Here is an 18,181-nt window from a genome sequence, read left to right as displayed (position 1 = left end):
GCTTAGCACTTCCCACTTGGGAGAGTTTGCAGGGATGGGAAGGGATTTTGAACGCTCGTTCACGTCAGGTCTCCACAGGTGCAGTAGTGCTCGTAGGATAGCGTCTCCAGCTCATCAAATCCCCTCCCATCCTTGGCTGATGCATACACAACCCTAACTGGCGGGGAAACCTCGGGCAAAAAGGAGCACATCCTGTAGGCCAAAAGTCCCTGCATCGTTGGATCGAATTTAAGCCTTGCCGTGAGGTACTCTATGTCCTCGAGGTACTTCTTGTGTCTATTTAGCTCCTCCTCGCTCAGGAGGTCGATCTTGTTTAGAACCGGAACAGTCGTTGTACCGAGCCGGAGGTCTATCATCAGGGCGAAGAACCTCACGAAACAGTAGTCGTGGGGCCTTTTCAGGATCTCGGGATCGAAAAGGTAGGCGAGGAGGGGGTCGCTGAGGCTCTCCATGAGCTTAACCCCAAACTCGTGGAAGAGGAAGCTCTCCATCTGGCCGGGTGTATCTATTAGGGTGTACTCCCTTTCCCCGTCAAGTTTGAGTATCTCCCGTGCTATCCTGCCGACCTCCGAGAGGAGCCTGTCGTAGCTTTCCACTATAGCGCCGTTGGGCCCGTATCCCTCGGCCATGAGCTCCTCAACGGTTACTATCTCCCTCACGTCGAGATCTGGCTCATAGGGGAGCTTTCTTACCCCTGTATCAAGGTTCACGTAGGCGACGCTATGCCCCTGCTCCTCGAGGTACCTTCCGAAGGAGCCGGCCATTGTAGTTTTTCCGCTTCCTGCAGTTCCGAGAAAGGCAACTATCATGGCATCACCTCAGTACATAACCCTCGCCTTGAAGCCGGCTATCTTCAGCACCTCTTCGGCCAGCTTCATGAAGGCCTTGGCTCCCTCAGAATCGGGATCGTACTCAACAACGGGAACGCCCTCCAGCGTTGCCTCCCTGACCTTCGGATCCTCGGGAACCACAACGAGTAGTGGAACCTCCATGACCTCTTCAGCGGCCTCCGGGGGTATGTCGTTCTCGCTCCTGCCGTAGCGGTTGAGCACGAAGCCAAGAACAGCTAGACCTGCCTTCTTAAGGACGATTCCAACTTTCATTGTGTCGGTTATACACGAGATTTCGGGGTTCGTTATCAGGATAACCTCCTCGCCGCTCAGCATCGCGTTCATCGCATCCATCTGAAGCCCGGCGGGGCAGTCGATTATCAAGAAGTCGTAGTATCCTTTGAGGGGTTTTATAGTTCCTGGCAACTTCCTGGGGTCCGCTTTTTTGACGTGCTCCCAGTCTATCGCGGCCGGTATCAGATCGACGTTCTCGAAGCTTGTCTGATATATTGCGTCGGAGATGGAAGCCTCCCCCGCAAGAACGTCATGGATCGTTGTTTCCGCGTCATCTATGCCCATGACAAGGCTCAGATTGGCCATAGTCAGGTCGGCGTCAATCGCGAGAACCTTCTTACCCAGCTTCCCAAGGGCAATGGAGAGGTTAGCGGTGGTCGTGGTCTTGCCGGTTCCTCCCTTACCGCTCGCTATCGATATCAAATGCCCCATGATCCCACCCATAGGACTTATTCCTAAACCTTTATGAAGCTTTAGGGGAGGCTAAAACCTTATGAACCGTTCCATCAAGTTAGGCCAGGTGAGAGAGATGAAAGTGTTCGTTCCTGACACGAGCGTGATAGTTGATGGCAGGTTAACGCAGTTCCTCTCAACCCTCGACGAGAAGGTCAAGGTCGTCGTTCCGGAAGCGGTCATAGCCGAGATAGAGCATCAGGCGAACGAGGGGAAGGCGATAGGACATACGGGCCTTGAGGAGCTTAAAAAACTGCGCGACATGGCCGACAGGGGAGAGATACTCCTCGAGTTCTACGGCGAGAGGCCGGAGCTCTGGCAGATTAGACGGGCCAAGGCCGGCGAGATAGACCACCTCGTGAGAGAGACGGCGAAGCAACTCAACGCAACGCTCATCACCGGCGACCAGGTGCAGAGGGATATAGCCATAGCGAAGGGTATCGACGTGATTTACCTGACGGCAAAGAGGGAGGTTCGCCACCGCCTCGAGGACTTCTTCGATGAAACGACGATGAGCGTCCACCTCAAGGCAGGGGTAAGGCCGCTCGCCAAGAAGGGGAAGCCCGGTGAGTGGAGGCTTGTTCCAATCCGCGACGAACCGCTGAGCGACGAGGAGCTGGAGGAGATAGCCGACGACATAGTGGAGAGGGCCAAGCGCGAGCCTGACAGCTTTATAGAACTTGACGAGCCCGGGGCTACCGTCGTTCAGCTCAGGAACTACCGTATCGTCATAGCCAAACCGCCCTTCGCCGATAGGATAGAGATTACCGCCGTCAGGCCGGTTAAAAAACTCAGCATAGAGGACTACGAGCTGAGCGAGAAGCTCCTTGAGAGGCTCAAGGACAAGGCGGAGGGAATACTCATAGCCGGAGCGCCCGGTGAAGGAAAGACGACCTTCGCCCAGGCTTTAGCGGAGTGGTACGCGAGCATGGGCAAGATAGTGAAGACTATGGAGAAGCCGAGGGACCTGCAGGTGAGCGAGGAGATAACTCAGTACACCGCCTTAAACGGTAAGATGGAGCTGACCGGTGACATACTCCTCCTCGTGAGGCCCGATTACACGATATTCGACGAGATGAGGAAGACGAGCGACTTCAAGATTTACTCCGACCTTCGCCTGGCTGGTGTTGGAATGGTTGGAGTGGTTCACGCGACGAAGCCTATCGATGCCATCCAGCGCTTTATCGGAAGGGTCGAGCTCGGAATGATACCGCAGATAGTCGACACGGTCCTCTTCATCAAGGCGGGCAGAGTTGCGAAGGTTCTAACCATTGAGTACCTCGTTAAGGTCCCGAGCGGAATGAAGGAGGAGGACCTCGCGAGGCCCGTCATAGAGGTTCGCGACTTTGAGACTGGAGAGCTTGAGTACGAAATCTACACCTACGGCGAGGAGATAAGCGTTGTCCCCGTCAAGAAGGAGGAGAAGGCCCCTGCCCTCAGGCTCGCCGAGAAGAGGCTCAAGCAGGAGATTAAGAAGTTCCTGCCCGATGTTTACACCGAGGTCGAGATAGTCAGCCCGCACAAGGCCGTGATTTACGCAGACGAGTTCGACATTCCTGCAATCATAGGCAAGAAGGGCAAGCGCATCACCGAGCTGGAGAAGAGGATAGGCATAAGCATAGACGTCAAGAGCTTCGCCGAGAGGGAAGCGCAGAAGCCCAAGGAGAAGATACCCGTCGAGGTCGAGGAGAAGAAGAAAACGATTGTCCTGAGGGTCTCGCCCGACTACGCGAAAAAACCGCTCAAGTTCTACGGTGGCGAGCAGTACGTCTTCACGGCAACGCCGAGCAAGAAGGGCCTCGTAAAGGTGAGCAAGAGCACGCCGATAGGCAAGGAGCTCAAGAGGCTCATCGATGCAGGAATTCCGATTTGGGCGAGCACCTGAGTCCAAAGCTTTTTAATTCCCCTTCCCATTCTTTTTCAGGTGGTGTCCATGAAGTACGACGTCGTCATCATCCCGGAGAGCTTCCACCGCTTCGACAAACACAACATGGAGCACATCTGCCCCCCGATGGTAATCGGGGACAGGAGCTACGACATAGCTATGGAGATAGTGAACGGAGTTGACAGGGTCATAAAGGCCAGCTTCAACGCGAGCGTTGAGGAACTTGAGGGCGAGGACTGCGACGTTCTCTACCGAAAGTACACGCTCGAAAAGGAGGGCAAGAAGGGCATCGTCCACGTCAAGCTGAGGAAAATAACGGAGAACTGCCCGCCGGTGGATGGAAACCGCTGTTCGGTCCTCGAGTTCGAGAGGGACATCGAGTGCATAGTCAAAGCCATTGAGGAGTGCCTCGCTTAGGCTCGGTTGCGAGGGTACTCATCACCGTTCAGCTAGCGAAATTGTCGTCATCGCCCGTCCAACTTGGGCGCTTTCCTTTTAACGTTTGGGGGTGAGGAAATGCTCGTTCTGGCGTCAGCTTCACCGAGGAGAAGGGAGATACTGTCGCGCTTTATCAGAGATTTCCACGTTGTTCCGAGCAACGCGGAGGAGAGGTGTTCGGGAACTCCCGAGGAGTGCGCCGTCGAGCTCGCGAGGCTGAAGGCGCGGGAAGTTTACTCGCGCGTCGGCGGAACAGTCATCGGGGCCGACACAGTCGTCAGCATCGATGGAAGAGTCCTTGGGAAGCCCAGTGACGAAGGGGAAGCCTACCGGATGCTGAAACTCCTCAGCGGTAGGGTTCATCGCGTCACGACCGGTTACTGCATAATCCACGAGGGAAAGGAGATAGCTGGCTCCGCCACGACCGAAGTCAAGTTTAGGGAGCTCGACGATGAGCTAATCTGGGCCTATATAAGGACGGGAGAGCCGATGGACAAGGCCGGTGCCTACGGGATTCAGGGAAAAGCGGGCCTCTTCGTCGAGTGGATTAGAGGGGATTACTACAACGTCGTCGGCTTCCCGATGGAGATTATCTGGAAGCTCAGGGAGCTCGGCTTTGAGGTGTTATCACGCTGAAGTGGCCGGTTTTTTGAATTTCAAGGTTATTTTGTCATGCTTTCATGTTTGTGGTCCAGAAACAACCCTGGAGACTGGTTTTGAAGTTTTCCAGAATGTAACATTATGTGACAATTTGTCGTGTTTGATGTAACGAATTTTTTCGAAACTCTGGACGGGGCTCCTTGAATCCGTGAATTTGGCTGGACCCTGCTGAAATCATATTTTTTCGAGGTTGAGCCCATGTAATGGGGTTGTTTGGGATTAGCTAACCGATCACGGCTTTGGAAATCCCAGTCATCCCGAGCGCACGTGGATTTCTGGTCGTCCATTACCCTCCGTTCTGGCCTATCTCTCTTTCAGAAGCTTTGATTCATGGGTTCTAGTGGGTTTTTTGTGGGTGATTTTCAGAAAGGCTTAAATATTGAAACGTTCTTCTCCTTTTGTTGGGCTAAAGGGCGAATTTCACGCCCTGTTGCAATAAGACTCTAGGAGAATTGAAAGTGGACGTCAACCGTCTTCGTAACGCTCCAGTAGCCGGTTGCAATAAGACTCTAGGAGAATTGAAAGTCGTCTCGCCCGAGTAACCTTCGGAATCGACGGCCCTGTTGCAATAAGACTCTAGGAGAATTGAAAGTAAGAGGCGCCGTCTACGTGGAGGGTGACCCCGGTTAGTTGCAATAAGACTCTAGGAGAATTGAAAGCAAGTACGCCCCAACAGAGCCCTCAGTCAGCGTCAGCACGTTGCAATAAGACTCTAGGAGAATTGAAAGGGCTTTGGCATCGAGGTAAACGTTTTGCACCCACCTGAAGTTGCAATAAGACTCTAGGAGAATTGAAAGAGTTCGGCCTCGTCGAGAACGTCGCTGATGAAGAGCAGGTTGCAATAAGACTCTAGGAGAATTGAAAGGTTTCTCCCTGTCAAGAACACTCATGTGCGGCTGGATCAAGGTTGCAATAAGACTCTAGGAGAATTGAAAGTCGCTTGAGCAGGGGTTAAGTCCTCCGCCACGATGACGGGCACGTTGCAATAAGACTCTAGGAGAATTGAAAGTAATGATATTTAGCAAGTCATTCACGTTTACAGTCGTCCCCGGTTGCAATAAGACTCTAGGAGAATTGAAAGGCCACGTAGGCGTCGTAGCTCTGGATGTATGTTCCGGGTTGCAATAAGACTCTAGGAGAATTGAAAGGGGGGCCGAGGGCGGGTGGTTGTCGAGGTTCACGTCGACGTAGAGTTGCAATAAGACTCTAGGAGAATTGAAAGAGGAGTTTATCTTGAGGCGCCCTCATGTGAATTCACTTAAGATCCAAGCGCTTACAGAAACTCTTCAAACAGCAGATCCTCAAGCTTTCCTCCAGCTTTTTTGAAAATGCTCACGCTCCAGCCGACGTTTCCAACTTTTTCCGGCCTGTGGGCATCGCTGGCGAAGGTCAGCTTAACGCCCCTCCTTATGCACTCCCTCACGAACTCCAGATCCGGAACGCGGTAGCGGGAGCTTATCTCGAAGGCCTTACCATTTTCCTCGGCGAGCGTTATGAGCTCCAAAAGGTCCTCCCAAGGAGGATAACCTATGTAGGGAAAGCTTGCCCCGAAATGGCCTATTACATCGACGTTCTCGTCGAGGAGTGCAACCCTGACGAGCTCAACGTACTGCTCCGGCCGGTCAACCCACTCGTGAACGCTTGCTATCACGAAGTCGAGCTTTTTGGCCATCCAGTCCGGCACGTCAACGCCGTTGGGGGTTATGTTGCCCTCGATTCCAGCTAAAACCGTTATCTCACTATCCTCGCCCCAGCGCCTTATCTCGCTAAGGTAGGCGTTGAAGTTACCACGCAGGAGATAGTGGCTGTGGTCTGTTATAGCTACGAGCGAAAGGCCCTTTCGCTCGGCCTCCGCGATGTTCTCGAAGACCTCACCGAGGCCATCTGAGTGGAGCGTGTGGGTGTGGGCGTCGTGAATCATGTTCAAGGCTATTCTGGGGCTTTAAAAAAGCTTGTGGACAAAAAATCCAACGTAAAGCTAAACCTTGAGTTTTGACAACCTTTAAATACGACAAGGGAGAAACCTACCCGGTGGTGTCAATGGTCGAGCGCTCAAAGGTTCGCGTCGTCATAGCGAAGCCCGGTCTTGACGGTCACGACAGGGGGGCCAAGGTCGTCGCGAGGGCCCTGAAGGAGGCAGGATACGAGGTTATCTACACGGGAATCAGGCAGACCCCCGAGCAGATAGTCGAGACGGTCATCCAAGAGGACGCCGCAGTCCTTGGGATAAGCATCCTCTCCGGCGCGCACATGGTTCTGATTCCGAAGATTATCAAGCTCCTCGAGGAGAGGGGCATAAAGCCGAACGAGGACATCGTAATCTTCGCGGGTGGGATAATCCCGCCCGACGACGCCGAGGAGCTGAAGAAGATGGGCGTCGCCGAGGTCTTCGGCCCGGGAACTCCTCTGAAGACCGTGATAGAGTTCGTTGACAGGGCCGTCGAGAACCTCAAGCGCTTCAAGGCTTAACTTTATATTCTCCCCTTGGATAATTTCTCCAGTGATGGAAATGACGCTCGAGTCCCTCATCCAGTCGGCCCTATCGGGTGATAAGAAGGCCATAGCAAGGCTGATAACCCTCGTTGAGAACGACGAGGAAAAAGCCAGAGAGATAATACGGAGGATTTACCCCCACACTGGCAAAGCTTACGTCGTCGGCATAACTGGCCCCCCCGGCTCCGGAAAGTCGACCCTTCTCGACAAGCTAATCAAACTCGCCAGGGACGAGGGGCATAAGGTTGGGGTCATAGCGATAGACCCTACCTCCCCATTCACAGGAGGTGCACTGCTCGGCGACAGGCTGAGGATGCAGAGGCACTCGACCGACCCCGGCGTCTTCATCAGGAGCATGGCGACGCGCGGTTCCCTCGGCGGTCTGGCGAAGGCCACCAACGACGCCGTGAAGGTTCTGGACGCTTCAGGCTACGACCTGATATTCGTCGAGACCGTTGGGGTCGGGCAGATTGAGGTTGACATCGTCAAAACAGCAGATACCGTCGTTCTCGTAACCGTTCCGGGCCTCGGAGATGAGGTTCAGGCCATTAAGGCCGGTTTAATGGAGGTTGCCGACATATTCGCCATCAACAAGGCCGACAGGGAAGGAACGGAGATGGTCTACCTTGAGCTCAAGATGGCCCTGGAGTTCGAGAGGGACAAGTGGAGACAAATCGGCTGGGAGCCCCCGATAGTCGAGACAACAGCTTTTACCCTCAAGGGCGTCAGGCCCCTCTGGGAGGCGATAAAGAGGCACAGGAAGCACATGGAGGAGAGCGGAAGGTTGAGGGAGAGGAGGGCCTTCCGCGCGAGGGAGGAAGTGAAGACGATTATCGCCTCAACCATAGCGAGAAAAGTCGAGGAGAGGCTCGCGAAGGGAGAAGCAAAAGATCTCATCGAGGAGGTTGTTGAGAGGAAGCTCGACCCATATTCGGCCTCTCAAATCGTGATGGAGACGCTTAAGGAGGATCTCTGGAGGTGATCCTATGTTCAAGAAGATAGACCACGTTGGTATAGCCGTTAAGAACCTGGAGGAGGCCATAAAGGTCTGGGAGGGCCTCGGCCTCAAGGTTGAGGAAATCGAGGAAGTGCCTGACCAGAAGGTTAGAACCGCGATAATCCACATCGGCGAGAGCAGGATTGAGCTTTTGGAACCCACGGCCGAGGACTCGCCGATAGCAAAGTTCATAGCCAAGCGCGGCGAGGGGATACATCACATCGCTTTGGGCGTTACGAACATCGAGGAGCACCTCAAGGAGCTGAAGGAGAAGGGTTACAGGCTCATAGATGAGGAGCCGAGGATAGGTGCTGGCGGGGCCAAGATAGCCTTCGTCCATCCGAAGGCCGTAACTGGTGTGCTTCTCGAACTCTGTGAGAGGAAGGAGTGATTTACTGCCCCCTTACCTTTTCTGTTTAGTTTTTGTTAACTAGCCGTTATGTAATTTACCTATTAGTTTCTGTTTTAGTCAGATTGTGTTCATTTGATCATACATTTTGTTATACATTTTCGCAACATTTATATATCTTGGTTGCAAACTGTGAGCCAGTGATGGCAAAATGGGCCCCCTGTTGTACCGAAGACACTCAGGTTTGAGATGGAAACCTCTAGACAACGGGGGGCGAAGTGATGTAGTTGTTCATCCTTCCCAGTTAAGGACTCTTGTGGTAAACAAACTGTCCTCTAACAGACCGGTTCTTCTCATAGGTCGTGACCCTCCTCAGTTAATTGTCCGGAAGCTGGGTGTAAACGACAGCAGGTTGAGGCTGCTTTGGCTGTCGACTGTTGAGCATCTCAACGCCGTAAGTCCGAGGGATCTGTACAAGCTGGAATTTTACGTAACTAAGGATGTGTCCACAAGAAAATCCGATGTAATCTTGGATGGGATCGAGTACCTCATACTGGAATCCGGTCTCGTTCCAACGCTAAAGTTTCTGGCAAAGGTGAACGATATAACTCTCCTCAACGGGTCGAGGCTCCACCTAGTTTTGGGTGATGCCCTGAATGATCGAGAAGTGGCCCTGCTGAGGAGAACCCTCGGTGTCTTTTGAGGTATAAGAATTGTGGTGCGGTGGCCGGGATTTGAACCCGGGTTACCGGCTTGGGAGGCCGGTGTCCTAGACCAGGCTAGACTACCACCGCGCGGGTGTTAGTATTCTTTGCACGTTTAAAAAGTTTACGTGTTCCTGCCCCTCGGCCCACTGAACATCCCTGTTCCTTGAAAGCCGCAATAGGACAGGGAAGGCTTCTTAAACTTTTCGTAAGTCCTATAAACCTCCCCCCGCAGTCTAATCACGAAAAGCTTATATAGGTGAACCGGAAGGCGATGGGTGTGGCGGTCATTCTTGTAAAAAACTGTAAGGGGGCATTTCTCGGTGGCGGGGAAAAAAGAATTTAGTGTGTTTATGCACGAGCTGGTTCCCGAGCACAGGGTTATCAGCGAGGAGGAAAAGGAAGAGCTCCTCAGAAGGTATCGCATTAGACTCTCCCAGCTTCCGCAGATTAAGGCATCTGACCCAGCGGTCGTTGAGCTTGGCGCGAAGCCTGGGGATGTTATAGAGATCAAAAGAAAAAGCCCGACGGCCGGGGTTTACCTATACTACCGGCTGGTCGTGGAAGACTGATTCTGAGGTGGGATCATGAGCGCGAGAGGAGTTACTGTTGTTGATGTCACTCCCGACGATCTCTGGATTGTTATGGAATCCTACTGGAAGGAAAAGGGTCTCGTCAGGCAGCACCTCGATTCTTACAACGCATTCATTGAGCACGGCCTCCAGGAAGTTATAAATGAGTTCGGTGGTGTCAAACCGGACATCCCCAACTTTGAGGTCAAGTTCGGAAAGATACGCCTCGGAGAGCCCATCTTTCAGGAGGCCCAGGGGCAGAGAAGACCCCTGTATCCAATGGACGCCCGCATAAGAAACCTCACCTACTCCGCCCCGCTGTTCCTTGAGCTGATACCCGTTGTAAACGGCATAGAGCAGGAACCAGTTGAAGTCCGCATCGGTGAACTTCCCCTCATGCTGAAGTCCAAGGCCTGCAGGCTCTACGGCCTCAGCGACGAGGAACTCATAGAGCTCGGCGAGGATCCGAAGGATCCGGGAGGATACTTCATAATCAACGGTTCTGAGAGGGTTATCGTCTCTATCGAAGATCTGGCCCCGAACAAAACTCTGGTCGAGAAGGATGAGAGGCAGAAAAAGGTCGTCGCCAAGGTCTTTTCATACAGACATGGGTACAGGGCCCTGATAACAGTTGAGAGCAGAAAAGATGGTATACTGTACGTTTCAATTCCGAACGTTCCCAAGCCGGTTAAGTTCGTCTACGTGATGAGGGCCCTCGGCCTGCTCAGCGATAAGGAGATCGTTGAGGCAATAAGCGAGGATCCGAGGATCCAGCAGGTTCTATTCAACAACCTTGAGGATGCAAGTGACATAAGAACCCAGGAAGAGGCTCTCGACTTCATAGGAAGGCTTTCCCTCCCCGGTCAGCCCAAAGAGTACAGACTCAGGAGGGCCGAGCACATAATAGACAACAACCTCCTCCCGCACATGGGCGTCGAGCCCGAGAACAGGAAGGCCAAGGCTTACTACCTCGGCATGATGGCCCTCAAGGTTCTTGAGCTTTCGCTCGGCCTCCGCGGTGAGGACGACAAGGACCACTACGCCAACAAGAGGCTCAAGCTCGCTGGAGACTTGCTCAAGGATCTCTTCCGCGTCGCCTTCGGCCAGCTCGTCAAGGATATGCAGTACCAGATGACCAAGACCTACCAGAGAAAGGGCGAGCGCTACACCTTCGAGAACATCCAGCGCTTTGTGAGGAACTCCGTTAGGCCGGACGTTCTGAGCGAGAGGATCGAGCACGCCCTCGCAACTGGTTCTTGGCCCGGCGGAAGAACCGGTGTGAGTCAGCTCCTCGACAGGACCAACTACATATCGACCCTCTCCCACCTAAGACGCGTTACCTCCCCGCTCAGCAGGGAGCAGCCTCACTTTGAGGCGAGAGATCTGCACGGAACCCACTGGGGCAGGATATGTCCGACGGAGACTCCGGAAGGTCCAAACTGTGGTCTGGTTAAGAACCTCGCCCTGATGTCCCAGATAACCACTGGGATCCCGGAGGAGGAGGTCAAGGAGTACATCCTCAAACTCGGCGTCGTTCCAATTGAAGAGAGAAGACCTTCACCCGGACTTTATCGTGTTTACCTCAACGGTGTTCTCATCGGAACCATAGAGGACGGAAAAGCCCTTGTTCAGACTATAAGGTCGGATAGAAGGGCGGGGAAGATAAGCGACGTGATCAACGTTGCCCTCTACGAGGAGGGGGACGTTAGGGAGATCTACATCAACAGCGACGACGGTAGAGTTAGGAGGCCCCTCATCATAGTGGAGAACGGCAGGCCAAAGCTCACCCGCGAGCACGTTGAGGCTATAAAGAACGGCACCCTTACCTGGAGCGACCTGATAAGGATGGGCGTCATCGAGTACCTCGATGCGGAGGAAGAGGAGAACGCCTACGTGGCAACCTGGCCCTGGGAGGTCACGGAGGAGCACACACACCTTGAGTTAATGCCTGCCGCAATACTCGGTATTCCCGCTTCGCTCGTTCCCTACCCGGAGCACAACGCGGCCCCGCGTAACACCTACGGCGCGGGTATGGCCAAGCAGAGCCTCGGTCTCGGCTGGGCAAACTTCAGGATTCGCGTTGATACAAGAGGTCACCTCATGCACTACCCGCAGGTTCCGCTCGTCAACTCGCGCATCATGAAGGCCGTTGGTTTCGAGGAGAGGCCTGCCGGTCAGAACTTCGTCGTCGCCGTACTGAGCTATGGCGGTTACAATATGGAGGATGCCATCGTAATAAACAAGGCATCGATCGAGCGCGGTCTCGCGAGATCAACCTTTTTCAGAACGTACGAGGCGGAAGAGAAGAGATACCTGGGCGGTCAGATGGATCGCTTTGAAAAGCCAGATCCGACCATCAAGGGCTACCTTGGCGATCGGTACTACCGCAACCTCGACGAGGACGGCATAATCTTCCCGGAGTCAAAGGTTGAAGGAAAGGACGTTCTCGTGGGCAGAACGTCACCACCGAGGTTCCTTGAGGAGCAGAGCGGCCTCGGGGGAATAGCCCTCCAGGAGAGGAGGGAGACTAGCGTTGCCGTCAGGCCGAGCGAGAAGGGTATAGTTGACAAGGTGATAATAACCGAGACCGGTGACGGTACGAAACTCGTAAAGGTCACCGTTAGAGACCTGCGCATCCCTGAGTTGGGTGACAAGTTCGCGAGCAGGCACGGGCAGAAGGGTGTTATCGGCCTCATAGTTCCACAGGAGGATATGCCCTGGACCGAGAATGGCATCGTTCCCGATCTCATAGTGAATCCTCACGGTATCCCGAGCCGTATGACCGTCGGACAGCTCATAGAGGCCATAGGCGGAAAGGTCGCCTCACTTAAGGGAAGGAGAGTTGACGGTACGGCCTTCATCGGGGAGCCGGAAGAGAAGCTCAGGAAGGAGCTCGAGGAGCTCGGCTTCAAGCACACGGGCAGGGAGGTCATGTACGACGGTATAACCGGCAGGAGGCTTGAGGCGGACATATTCATCGGCGTCATCTACTACCAGCGTCTGCACCACATGGTTGCCGACAAGATGCACGCGCGCTCAAGAGGCCCGGTTCAGGTTCTCACCAAGCAGCCGACCGAGGGAAGGGCGAGAGAGGGTGGATTGAGGTTCGGTGAGATGGAGCGTGACGTCCTCGTTGGACATGGCGCTGCGATGCTCTTGATCGAGAGGCTCCTGGAGGAGAGCGACAAGACGGAGGTATGGGTCTGTGAAAACTGCGGTCACATAGCCCTTGAGGACAAGCGCCGTGGCAAGGTCTACTGCCCCGTCTGCGGTGAGGAGGAGAGGATAAGCAAGGTCGAGATGAGCTACGCGTTTAAACTGCTCCTCGACGAGCTGAAGGCGATGGTGATTAGACCTTCCCTCAAGTTGAAGGATAGGGTGTGAGAGCCATGCAGTCGATGAAAAAGGTCATCGGGAGTATCGAGTTCGGAATACTCTCACCCCAGGAAATCAGAAAGATGAGCGCTGCCGAAATCACAGTTCCTGACACCTACGACGATGACGGTTACCCTATTGAAGGAGGCCTCATGGACAAGAGGCTCGGTGTCATTGACCCCGGTCTCAGGTGTGAGACCTGTGGAGCCAGAGCCGGGGAGTGCCCGGGACACTTTGGCCACATAGAGCTCGCGAGACCCGTTGTCCACGTTGGTTTTGCCAAGACTATTCAGCGGGTCCTCGAAAGTACCTGCCGCGAGTGCGGGAGGATAAAGCTCACCGACGAGGAGATAGAGGAGTACATGAAGAAGTTCGAGGTGATCGGCGACCGCAAGAAGGACAAAGACCGGCTCATCAAGGAGATCCACAAGAAGGCCAAGGAGAGAATGGTCTGCCCGCACTGTGGGGCACCGCAGTTCCCGATCAAGTTCGAGAGGCCGACGATATACTATGAGCTCAGGCGCGACGAGGAGGGCAACGAGTACAAACACAGAATGATGCCCAGCGAGATAAGGGACAGGCTTGAGAGGATCCCTGACAAAGACCTTCCTCTCCTCGGACTCCACCCCGAGAAGTCCCGTCCCGAGTGGATGATCTTAACCGTTCTCCCGGTTCCACCCGTTACAATGAGGCCATCGATTACACTCGAGAGCGGCATTCGTGCGGAGGACGACCTCACTCACAAGCTCGTTGACATAATCCGCATCAACAACCGCCTCAAGTCCAACATCGAGGCCGGTGCGCCGCAGCTCATCATCGAAGACCTCTGGGACCTCCTTCAGTACCACGTGACGACTTACATCAACAACGAGACCTCGGGAATTCCGCCGGCCAAGCACAAGAGCGGAAGACCCCTCAAAACCCTCGCCCAGAGGCTTAAGGGTAAAGAAGGTCGCTTCCGTGGAAACCTCAGCGGTAAGCGCGTTAACTTCTCTGCTCGTACGGTCATCAGCCCCGATCCTATGATAAGCATAAACGAGGTCGGCGTTCCCCTCGCGATAGCAATGGAACTTACCGTACCCGAGAAGGTCACGGAGTTTAACTTTGAAAAGCTCAAACAGCGCGTTTTGAACGGTCCTGAGAAGTATCCAGGGGCGAACTACGTGATTGATCCAGAGGGAAGGAGAATCCGCCTCATGGAGAACAACCTCGAGACAATAGCCGAGAGGCTTGACATAGGCTGGACCGTTGAGAGACACCTTGAGGACGGTGACATAGTCCTCTTCAACAGACAGCCGTCCCTTCACAGGATGAGCATAATGGCCCACCGCGTTAGAGTAATGCCATACAAGACCTTCCGCCTCAACCTGCCGGTGTGCCCGCCGTACAACGCGGACTTCGACGGTGACGAGATGAACCTCCACGTGCCCCAGACTGAGGAAGCTCAGGCTGAGGCGAAGATCCTCATGGAGGTTCAGAACCACATCATCTCACCCCGTTACGGCGGCCCCCTCATCGCTGGAATTCAGGACCACATCTCCGGCGGCTACCTCCTCACCCGTGAAGGAGCTTACTTCACCCGCTCAGAGGTCGAGCAGATGCTAACCTTTGCGGGCGTTGATGTGGACGAGCTTCCGAAACCGGATAAGGTCGAGAACGGCGTCGAGCTCTGGAGCGGGAAGACGATATTCTCCCTCCTCCTGCCTGACGACCTGACACTCTGGTACCGCAACAAGCTCTGCGACGAACCGGAGCGCTGCGAGGCCATTGAAAAGCTCATCGAGGAGAAGCTCGTTCCCGACCCAGAAGAGGTAAGAAAGATTGCCTATGATGGCTTCGTTTACATTCAGAACGGAAAGCTCCTCAGCGGTGCGATAGACAAGAAGGCTTACGGCAGGGAGGATGGAAAGCTCCTTGATATTATCGTGAGGGAGTACGGCGTTGAGAGGGCGAGGCAGTTCCTCGATCAGGTCACCAAGCTGACGATATGGGTTATAACCCACAAGGGCTTCACGACGGCCATAGACGACGAAGACCTTCCTCAGGAAGCTTTGGACAGAATCAAGGAGATCATCCGGGAGGCTGAGGAGAGAGTCAACAAGCTCATCGAGGCCTACAAGCGCGGCGAGCTTGAGCCACTCCCCGGTAAGACACTTGAGGAGACCCTTGAGAGCAAGATAATGGCCGTCTTAGCTGAAGCACGTGACAACGCCGGTAAGGTCGCCGAGAGGTACCTCGGTATGAACAACCACGCCGTTATAATGGCCAAGACCGGGGCTAGGGGTAAGATACTCAACATAACCCAGATGGCAGCGATGCTCGGCCAGCAGTCGATTCGTGGTAAGAGGCTCTACCGCGGTTACCGTGGAAGGGTTCTGACGCACTTCAAGCCGGGTGATCTGGGAGCGAGGGCAAGGGGCTTCGTCGTGAACTCCTACAAGAGTGGCTTGACTCCACAGGAGTACTTCTTCCACGCGATGGGCGGTAGAGAGGGACTCGTCGATACTGCCGTCAGGACTGCACAGAGCGGTTACATGCAGAGAAGGTTGATCAACGCGCTCCAGGATCTCAAAGTGGACTACGACGGAACGGTTAGAGACCCGACCGGAATCATCGTCCAGTTCCGCTATGGGGAGGACGGCGTTGATCCAATGAGGAGCTGGCAGGGCAGGACGCTCGATGTGGAGAGGATAATAGTTAGAAACCTGCTCAAATCGAGGGGCGGGAGGTGATTGACATGGTAGCCGCGAAGACCATTAAAACCCTTGTCTGGAAGTCCGAGCTTCCGGACAACATCAAAGAAGAGCTCTACAACAAGCTCATCGAGTACAACAAGAAGTACAAGCTCAAGAAGGCCGAGGTTGAGGCCATCATAGAAGATGCCGTGAACGAGTACAGGAAGGCTCTCGTCGAACCGGGCGAGCCGATAGGAACCGTTGCGGCCCAGTCGATAGGAGAGCCCTCAACCCAGATGACCCTCAACACCTTCCACTACGCAGGTGTCGCTGAAATCAACGTTACCCTCGGTCTCCCGAGGATCATCGAGATAGTCGACGCGAGGAAGAACCCCTCCACCCCGGTTATGACGGTCTTCCTCGATGAAGAGCACCGTTATGATCTTGAAAAGGCGAGGGAAGTCGCGAGGAGAATCGAGGGGACCACGATAGAGAACCTTGCGAGGGAGATGAGCATAGACATCCTCAACTTCGAGTTCATCGTTGAGATTGACCCCGAGAGGCTCGAGAAGAGCGGGCTCGACATGGAGAGGATTCTCAAGAAGCTGTCCGGTTCGTTCAAGAGCGCTGAGTTCGAGGCGGAGGGGTACTCACTCATAGTAAGGCCGAAGAAGGTAACGAAGCTCTCAGACCTCAGAAAGCTCGCCGAAAAGGTTAAAAAGCACCGCCTTAAAGGCCTGTCTGGCGTCGGAAAGACCATCATAAGGAAGGAAGGCGACGAGTACGTCATCTACACTGAAGGCTCGAACTTCAAGCAGGTGCTGAAAGTTCCGGGCGTCGATCCAACGAGAACGAGAACGAACAACATCTGGGAAATAGCGGACGTCCTTGGCATAGAAGCCGCTCGCAACGCCATCATCGAGGAAATCGTTAACACGATGCGCGAGCAGGGTCTCGAGGTTGATATCAGGCACATAATGCTCGTCGCCGACATGATGACGCTCGACGGTGTTATAAGGCCGATAGGAAGGCATGGAATAGTCGGTGAGAAGTCGAGCGTTTTAGCAAGGGCGGCCTTCGAGATCACAACGCAGCACCTGTTCGAGGCCGCCGAGAGGGGAGAAGTCGATCCGCTCAACGGAGTCGTTGAGAACGTCCTCATCGGCCAGCCCGTGCCCGTTGGTACGGGAATCGTTAAGCTGACAATGAATCTCCCCCTGAGACCGCAAAGGGAGTAGGGAGGTGTAGTTGATGGTTGATTTCGCCTTTGAGCTTAGGAAGGTTCAAGATACCGGAAAGCTGGTCATGGGAGCGAAGAAGAGCATCCACTACGCCAAGGTCGGCGGGGCAAAGATGATTATCGTCGCGAAGAACGCGAGGCCGGACATCAAGGAGGACATCTACTACTACGCCAAGCTCAGTGGAATCCCGGTTTACGAGTTCGAGGGAACCAGCGTCGAGCTTGGAACGCTCCTCGGAAGGCCCCACACCGTTTCGGCTCTCGCGGTGATAGACCCCGGTGAGAGCAGGATACTCGCGCTTGCTGGGGGTAAGGAGTAATGCCGCTCAAGCTGAACACGGACCAGATAAAGTACATAGCACTCTTCGAGAGCATGACAGGGGCAACTGTGCTCGACTGCCTGATAGATGCCAACAGGAACAGGCTCATCTTCGTCATCAAGAAGGGGGAAATGGGACTGGCACTCGGAAAGAAGGGAGCAAACGTCAAGCGCGTTCAGAACATGATCGGCAAGGATATCGAACTAATCGAGCACTCGGAGAATCCCGAGGAGTTCCTGAGGAACATTTATAAAAGCCTCGGGGTTAAGGTTAAAAAGATCCACATCACGGAGAAGAGAGACGGGAAAAAGGTCGCCCTCCTCGATATAAGCCCGCGCGAGAAACCTCGCGCGATCGGAAGGGGCGGCCAGAACATAAACCTCGTGAAACAGCTGATGGAGAGACACCACGGTATTAGCGATGTTGTGGTAATATGAGGTGATGATCATGGCTGGAAAGAAGGCCCCGTATGGTGAATTTGCCGGTAGGAAGCTCAAGCTCAAGAGGAAGAAGTTCCGCTGGAGCGACATAAGGTACAAGAGAAGGGTTCTCCGCCTCAAGGAGAGGAGCGACCCGCTGGAGGGAGCTCCTCAGGCGAGGGGGATCGTCCTTGAGAAGATAGCCGTCGAGGCAAAGCAGCCGAACTCGGCCATGCGTAAAGCGGTTAGGGTTCAGCTCATCAAGAACGGTAAGGTCGTTACGGCCTTCACCCCCGGTGACGGTGCCATAAACCACATCGACGAGCACGATGAAGTCATCATCGAGGGAATCGGCGGTCCCAAAGGCGGTTCGATGGGTGACATCCCGGGAATCAGGTACAAGGTCGTTAAGGTCAACAGGGTTTCCCTCAAGGAGCTCGTCAAGGGAAGAAAGGAGAAGCCGAGGAGGTGAAGCGA

17 protein-coding genes, 1 tRNA gene and 1 CRISPR repeat array are annotated in these 18,181 nt (G+C 54.3%); of the genes, 14 read left to right on the top strand and 4 right to left on the bottom strand.

The annotated features are described in order from the left end of the window. Positions 1-59: 59 nt before the first annotated feature. On the bottom strand, positions 60-809 hold the full coding sequence (locus tag TGAM_RS09815; RefSeq protein WP_015859545.1) for an ATP/GTP-binding protein: 750 nt from the start codon (positions 807-809) through the stop codon (positions 60-62). 9 nt (positions 810-818) lie between these two features. Beyond that, complete coding sequence (minD, locus tag TGAM_RS09810) at positions 819-1,556, bottom strand: cell division ATPase MinD (protein ID WP_015859544.1); 738 nt, start codon at positions 1,554-1,556, stop codon at positions 819-821. Positions 1,557-1,653: 97 nt separating this feature from the next. On the opposite strand from minD, the gene TGAM_RS09805 reads away from it, so the two are divergent. The 3 genes from TGAM_RS09805 to TGAM_RS09795 all read left to right on the top strand — a co-directional run bounded on the left by TGAM_RS09805 (position 1,654) and on the right by TGAM_RS09795 (position 4,536). Further along, positions 1,654-3,462 carry a PINc/VapC family ATPase gene (locus tag TGAM_RS09805; protein WP_048811344.1) on the top strand — a complete coding sequence of 603 codons (1,809 nt, stop codon included), beginning with the start codon at positions 1,654-1,656 and terminating at the stop codon, positions 3,460-3,462. Positions 3,463-3,510: 48 nt separating this feature from the next. After that, positions 3,511-3,879 (top strand): hypothetical protein, encoded by a 369-nt coding sequence (locus TGAM_RS09800; RefSeq protein WP_015859542.1) that lies wholly within the window; start codon positions 3,511-3,513, stop codon positions 3,877-3,879. Positions 3,880-3,978: 99 nt separating this feature from the next. After that, positions 3,979-4,536: a Maf-like protein gene (locus tag TGAM_RS09795; protein ID WP_015859541.1), complete on the top strand. Its 558-nt coding sequence runs from the start codon at positions 3,979-3,981 to the stop codon at positions 4,534-4,536. A gap of 453 nt (positions 4,537-4,989) precedes the next feature. Continuing rightward, a CRISPR array of direct repeats spans positions 4,990-5,782; the repeat unit is 30 nt; unit sequence GTTGCAATAAGACTCTAGGAGAATTGAAAG. A gap of 51 nt (positions 5,783-5,833) precedes the next feature. Here TGAM_RS09795 and TGAM_RS09790 read toward each other — a convergent pair. Beyond that, positions 5,834-6,481, bottom strand: coding sequence for a PHP domain-containing protein (locus TGAM_RS09790; RefSeq protein ID WP_048811343.1), 648 nt, complete (start codon positions 6,479-6,481; stop codon positions 5,834-5,836). A gap of 119 nt (positions 6,482-6,600) precedes the next feature. Between TGAM_RS09790 and TGAM_RS09785 the strand changes: the two genes are divergently transcribed. From TGAM_RS09785 to TGAM_RS09770, 4 genes are all read left to right on the top strand, one after another. Beyond that, positions 6,601-7,029 carry a cobalamin B12-binding domain-containing protein gene (locus TGAM_RS09785; protein WP_048811342.1) on the top strand — a complete coding sequence of 143 codons (429 nt, stop codon included), beginning with the start codon at positions 6,601-6,603 and terminating at the stop codon, positions 7,027-7,029. A gap of 40 nt (positions 7,030-7,069) precedes the next feature. Next, complete coding sequence (meaB, locus tag TGAM_RS09780) at positions 7,070-8,035, top strand: methylmalonyl Co-A mutase-associated GTPase MeaB (RefSeq protein ID WP_015859538.1); 966 nt, start codon at positions 7,070-7,072, stop codon at positions 8,033-8,035. A 4-nt stretch (positions 8,036-8,039) separates the two neighbouring features. Then, positions 8,040-8,441, top strand: a complete 402-nt coding sequence (gene mce / locus TGAM_RS09775) for a methylmalonyl-CoA epimerase (RefSeq protein ID WP_015859537.1) — start codon at positions 8,040-8,042, stop codon at positions 8,439-8,441. Positions 8,442-8,610: 169 nt separating this feature from the next. After that, positions 8,611-9,102 (top strand): DUF835 domain-containing protein, encoded by a 492-nt coding sequence (locus TGAM_RS09770; protein ID WP_015859536.1) that lies wholly within the window; start codon positions 8,611-8,613, stop codon positions 9,100-9,102. Positions 9,103-9,115: 13 nt separating this feature from the next. Here TGAM_RS09770 and TGAM_RS09765 read toward each other — a convergent pair. Further along, a tRNA-Gly gene (locus tag TGAM_RS09765) sits at positions 9,116-9,193 on the bottom strand. Between the two features lie 233 nt (positions 9,194-9,426). On the opposite strand from TGAM_RS09765, the gene TGAM_RS09760 reads away from it, so the two are divergent. Genes TGAM_RS09760 through TGAM_RS09730 form a run of 7 tightly spaced genes read left to right on the top strand, consistent with a single transcriptional unit; the run spans position 9,427 to position 18,176 of the window. Then, positions 9,427-9,675, top strand: a complete 249-nt coding sequence (locus tag TGAM_RS09760) for a DNA-directed RNA polymerase subunit H (protein ID WP_015859535.1) — start codon at positions 9,427-9,429, stop codon at positions 9,673-9,675. A 15-nt stretch (positions 9,676-9,690) separates the two neighbouring features. Then, positions 9,691-13,059 (top strand): DNA-directed RNA polymerase subunit B, encoded by a 3,369-nt coding sequence (locus TGAM_RS09755; RefSeq protein WP_015859534.1) that lies wholly within the window; start codon positions 9,691-9,693, stop codon positions 13,057-13,059. Positions 13,060-13,064: 5 nt separating this feature from the next. Beyond that, positions 13,065-15,782, top strand: a complete 2,718-nt coding sequence (locus tag TGAM_RS09750) for a DNA-directed RNA polymerase subunit A' (protein ID WP_015859533.1) — start codon at positions 13,065-13,067, stop codon at positions 15,780-15,782. A 5-nt stretch (positions 15,783-15,787) separates the two neighbouring features. Next, positions 15,788-16,963 carry a DNA-directed RNA polymerase subunit A'' gene (gene rpoA2, locus TGAM_RS09745; protein WP_015859532.1) on the top strand — a complete coding sequence of 392 codons (1,176 nt, stop codon included), beginning with the start codon at positions 15,788-15,790 and terminating at the stop codon, positions 16,961-16,963. A 13-nt stretch (positions 16,964-16,976) separates the two neighbouring features. Then, entirely contained in the window at positions 16,977-17,285 is a 309-nt protein-coding gene (locus TGAM_RS09740) for a 50S ribosomal protein L30e (RefSeq protein WP_015859531.1), read from the top strand. Further along, complete coding sequence (locus TGAM_RS09735) at positions 17,285-17,722, top strand: NusA-like transcription termination signal-binding factor (protein WP_015859530.1); 438 nt, start codon at positions 17,285-17,287, stop codon at positions 17,720-17,722. The genes TGAM_RS09740 and TGAM_RS09735 overlap by 1 nt, the downstream gene beginning before the upstream one ends. A 10-nt stretch (positions 17,723-17,732) precedes the next feature. Next, positions 17,733-18,176, top strand: a complete 444-nt coding sequence (locus TGAM_RS09730) for a 30S ribosomal protein S12 (protein ID WP_015859529.1) — start codon at positions 17,733-17,735, stop codon at positions 18,174-18,176. Positions 18,177-18,181: the final 5 nt, after the last annotated feature.

The organism is Thermococcus gammatolerans EJ3, from assembly GCF_000022365.1.
Taxonomy (GTDB): domain Archaea; phylum Methanobacteriota_B; class Thermococci; order Thermococcales; family Thermococcaceae; genus Thermococcus; species Thermococcus gammatolerans.
The sequence above is the reverse complement of the archived record's forward strand: the minus strand, read 5'-3'. Positions and strand labels throughout refer to the sequence as shown.

Coding starts and splice junctions, on each gene's coding strand:
- TGAM_RS09815 (WP_015859545.1), bottom strand. CDS start 809: ATGATAGTTGCCTTTCTCGGAACTGCAGGAAGCGGAAAAACTACAATG.
- minD (WP_015859544.1), bottom strand. CDS start 1,556: ATGGGGCATTTGATATCGATAGCGAGCGGTAAGGGAGGAACCGGCAAG.
- TGAM_RS09805 (WP_048811344.1), top strand. CDS start 1,654: ATGAAAGTGTTCGTTCCTGACACGAGCGTGATAGTTGATGGCAGGTTA.
- TGAM_RS09800 (WP_015859542.1), top strand. CDS start 3,511: ATGAAGTACGACGTCGTCATCATCCCGGAGAGCTTCCACCGCTTCGAC.
- TGAM_RS09795 (WP_015859541.1), top strand. CDS start 3,979: ATGCTCGTTCTGGCGTCAGCTTCACCGAGGAGAAGGGAGATACTGTCG.
- TGAM_RS09790 (WP_048811343.1), bottom strand. CDS start 6,481: ATGATTCACGACGCCCACACCCACACGCTCCACTCAGATGGCCTCGGT.
- TGAM_RS09785 (WP_048811342.1), top strand. CDS start 6,601: ATGGTCGAGCGCTCAAAGGTTCGCGTCGTCATAGCGAAGCCCGGTCTT.
- meaB (WP_015859538.1), top strand. CDS start 7,070: ATGACGCTCGAGTCCCTCATCCAGTCGGCCCTATCGGGTGATAAGAAG.
- mce (WP_015859537.1), top strand. CDS start 8,040: ATGTTCAAGAAGATAGACCACGTTGGTATAGCCGTTAAGAACCTGGAG.
- TGAM_RS09770 (WP_015859536.1), top strand. CDS start 8,611: ATGGGCCCCCTGTTGTACCGAAGACACTCAGGTTTGAGATGGAAACCT.
- TGAM_RS09755 (WP_015859534.1), top strand. CDS start 9,691: ATGAGCGCGAGAGGAGTTACTGTTGTTGATGTCACTCCCGACGATCTC.
- TGAM_RS09750 (WP_015859533.1), top strand. CDS start 13,065: ATGCAGTCGATGAAAAAGGTCATCGGGAGTATCGAGTTCGGAATACTC.
- rpoA2 (WP_015859532.1), top strand. CDS start 15,788: ATGGTAGCCGCGAAGACCATTAAAACCCTTGTCTGGAAGTCCGAGCTT.
- TGAM_RS09740 (WP_015859531.1), top strand. CDS start 16,977: ATGGTTGATTTCGCCTTTGAGCTTAGGAAGGTTCAAGATACCGGAAAG.
- TGAM_RS09735 (WP_015859530.1), top strand. CDS start 17,285: ATGCCGCTCAAGCTGAACACGGACCAGATAAAGTACATAGCACTCTTC.
- TGAM_RS09730 (WP_015859529.1), top strand. CDS start 17,733: ATGGCTGGAAAGAAGGCCCCGTATGGTGAATTTGCCGGTAGGAAGCTC.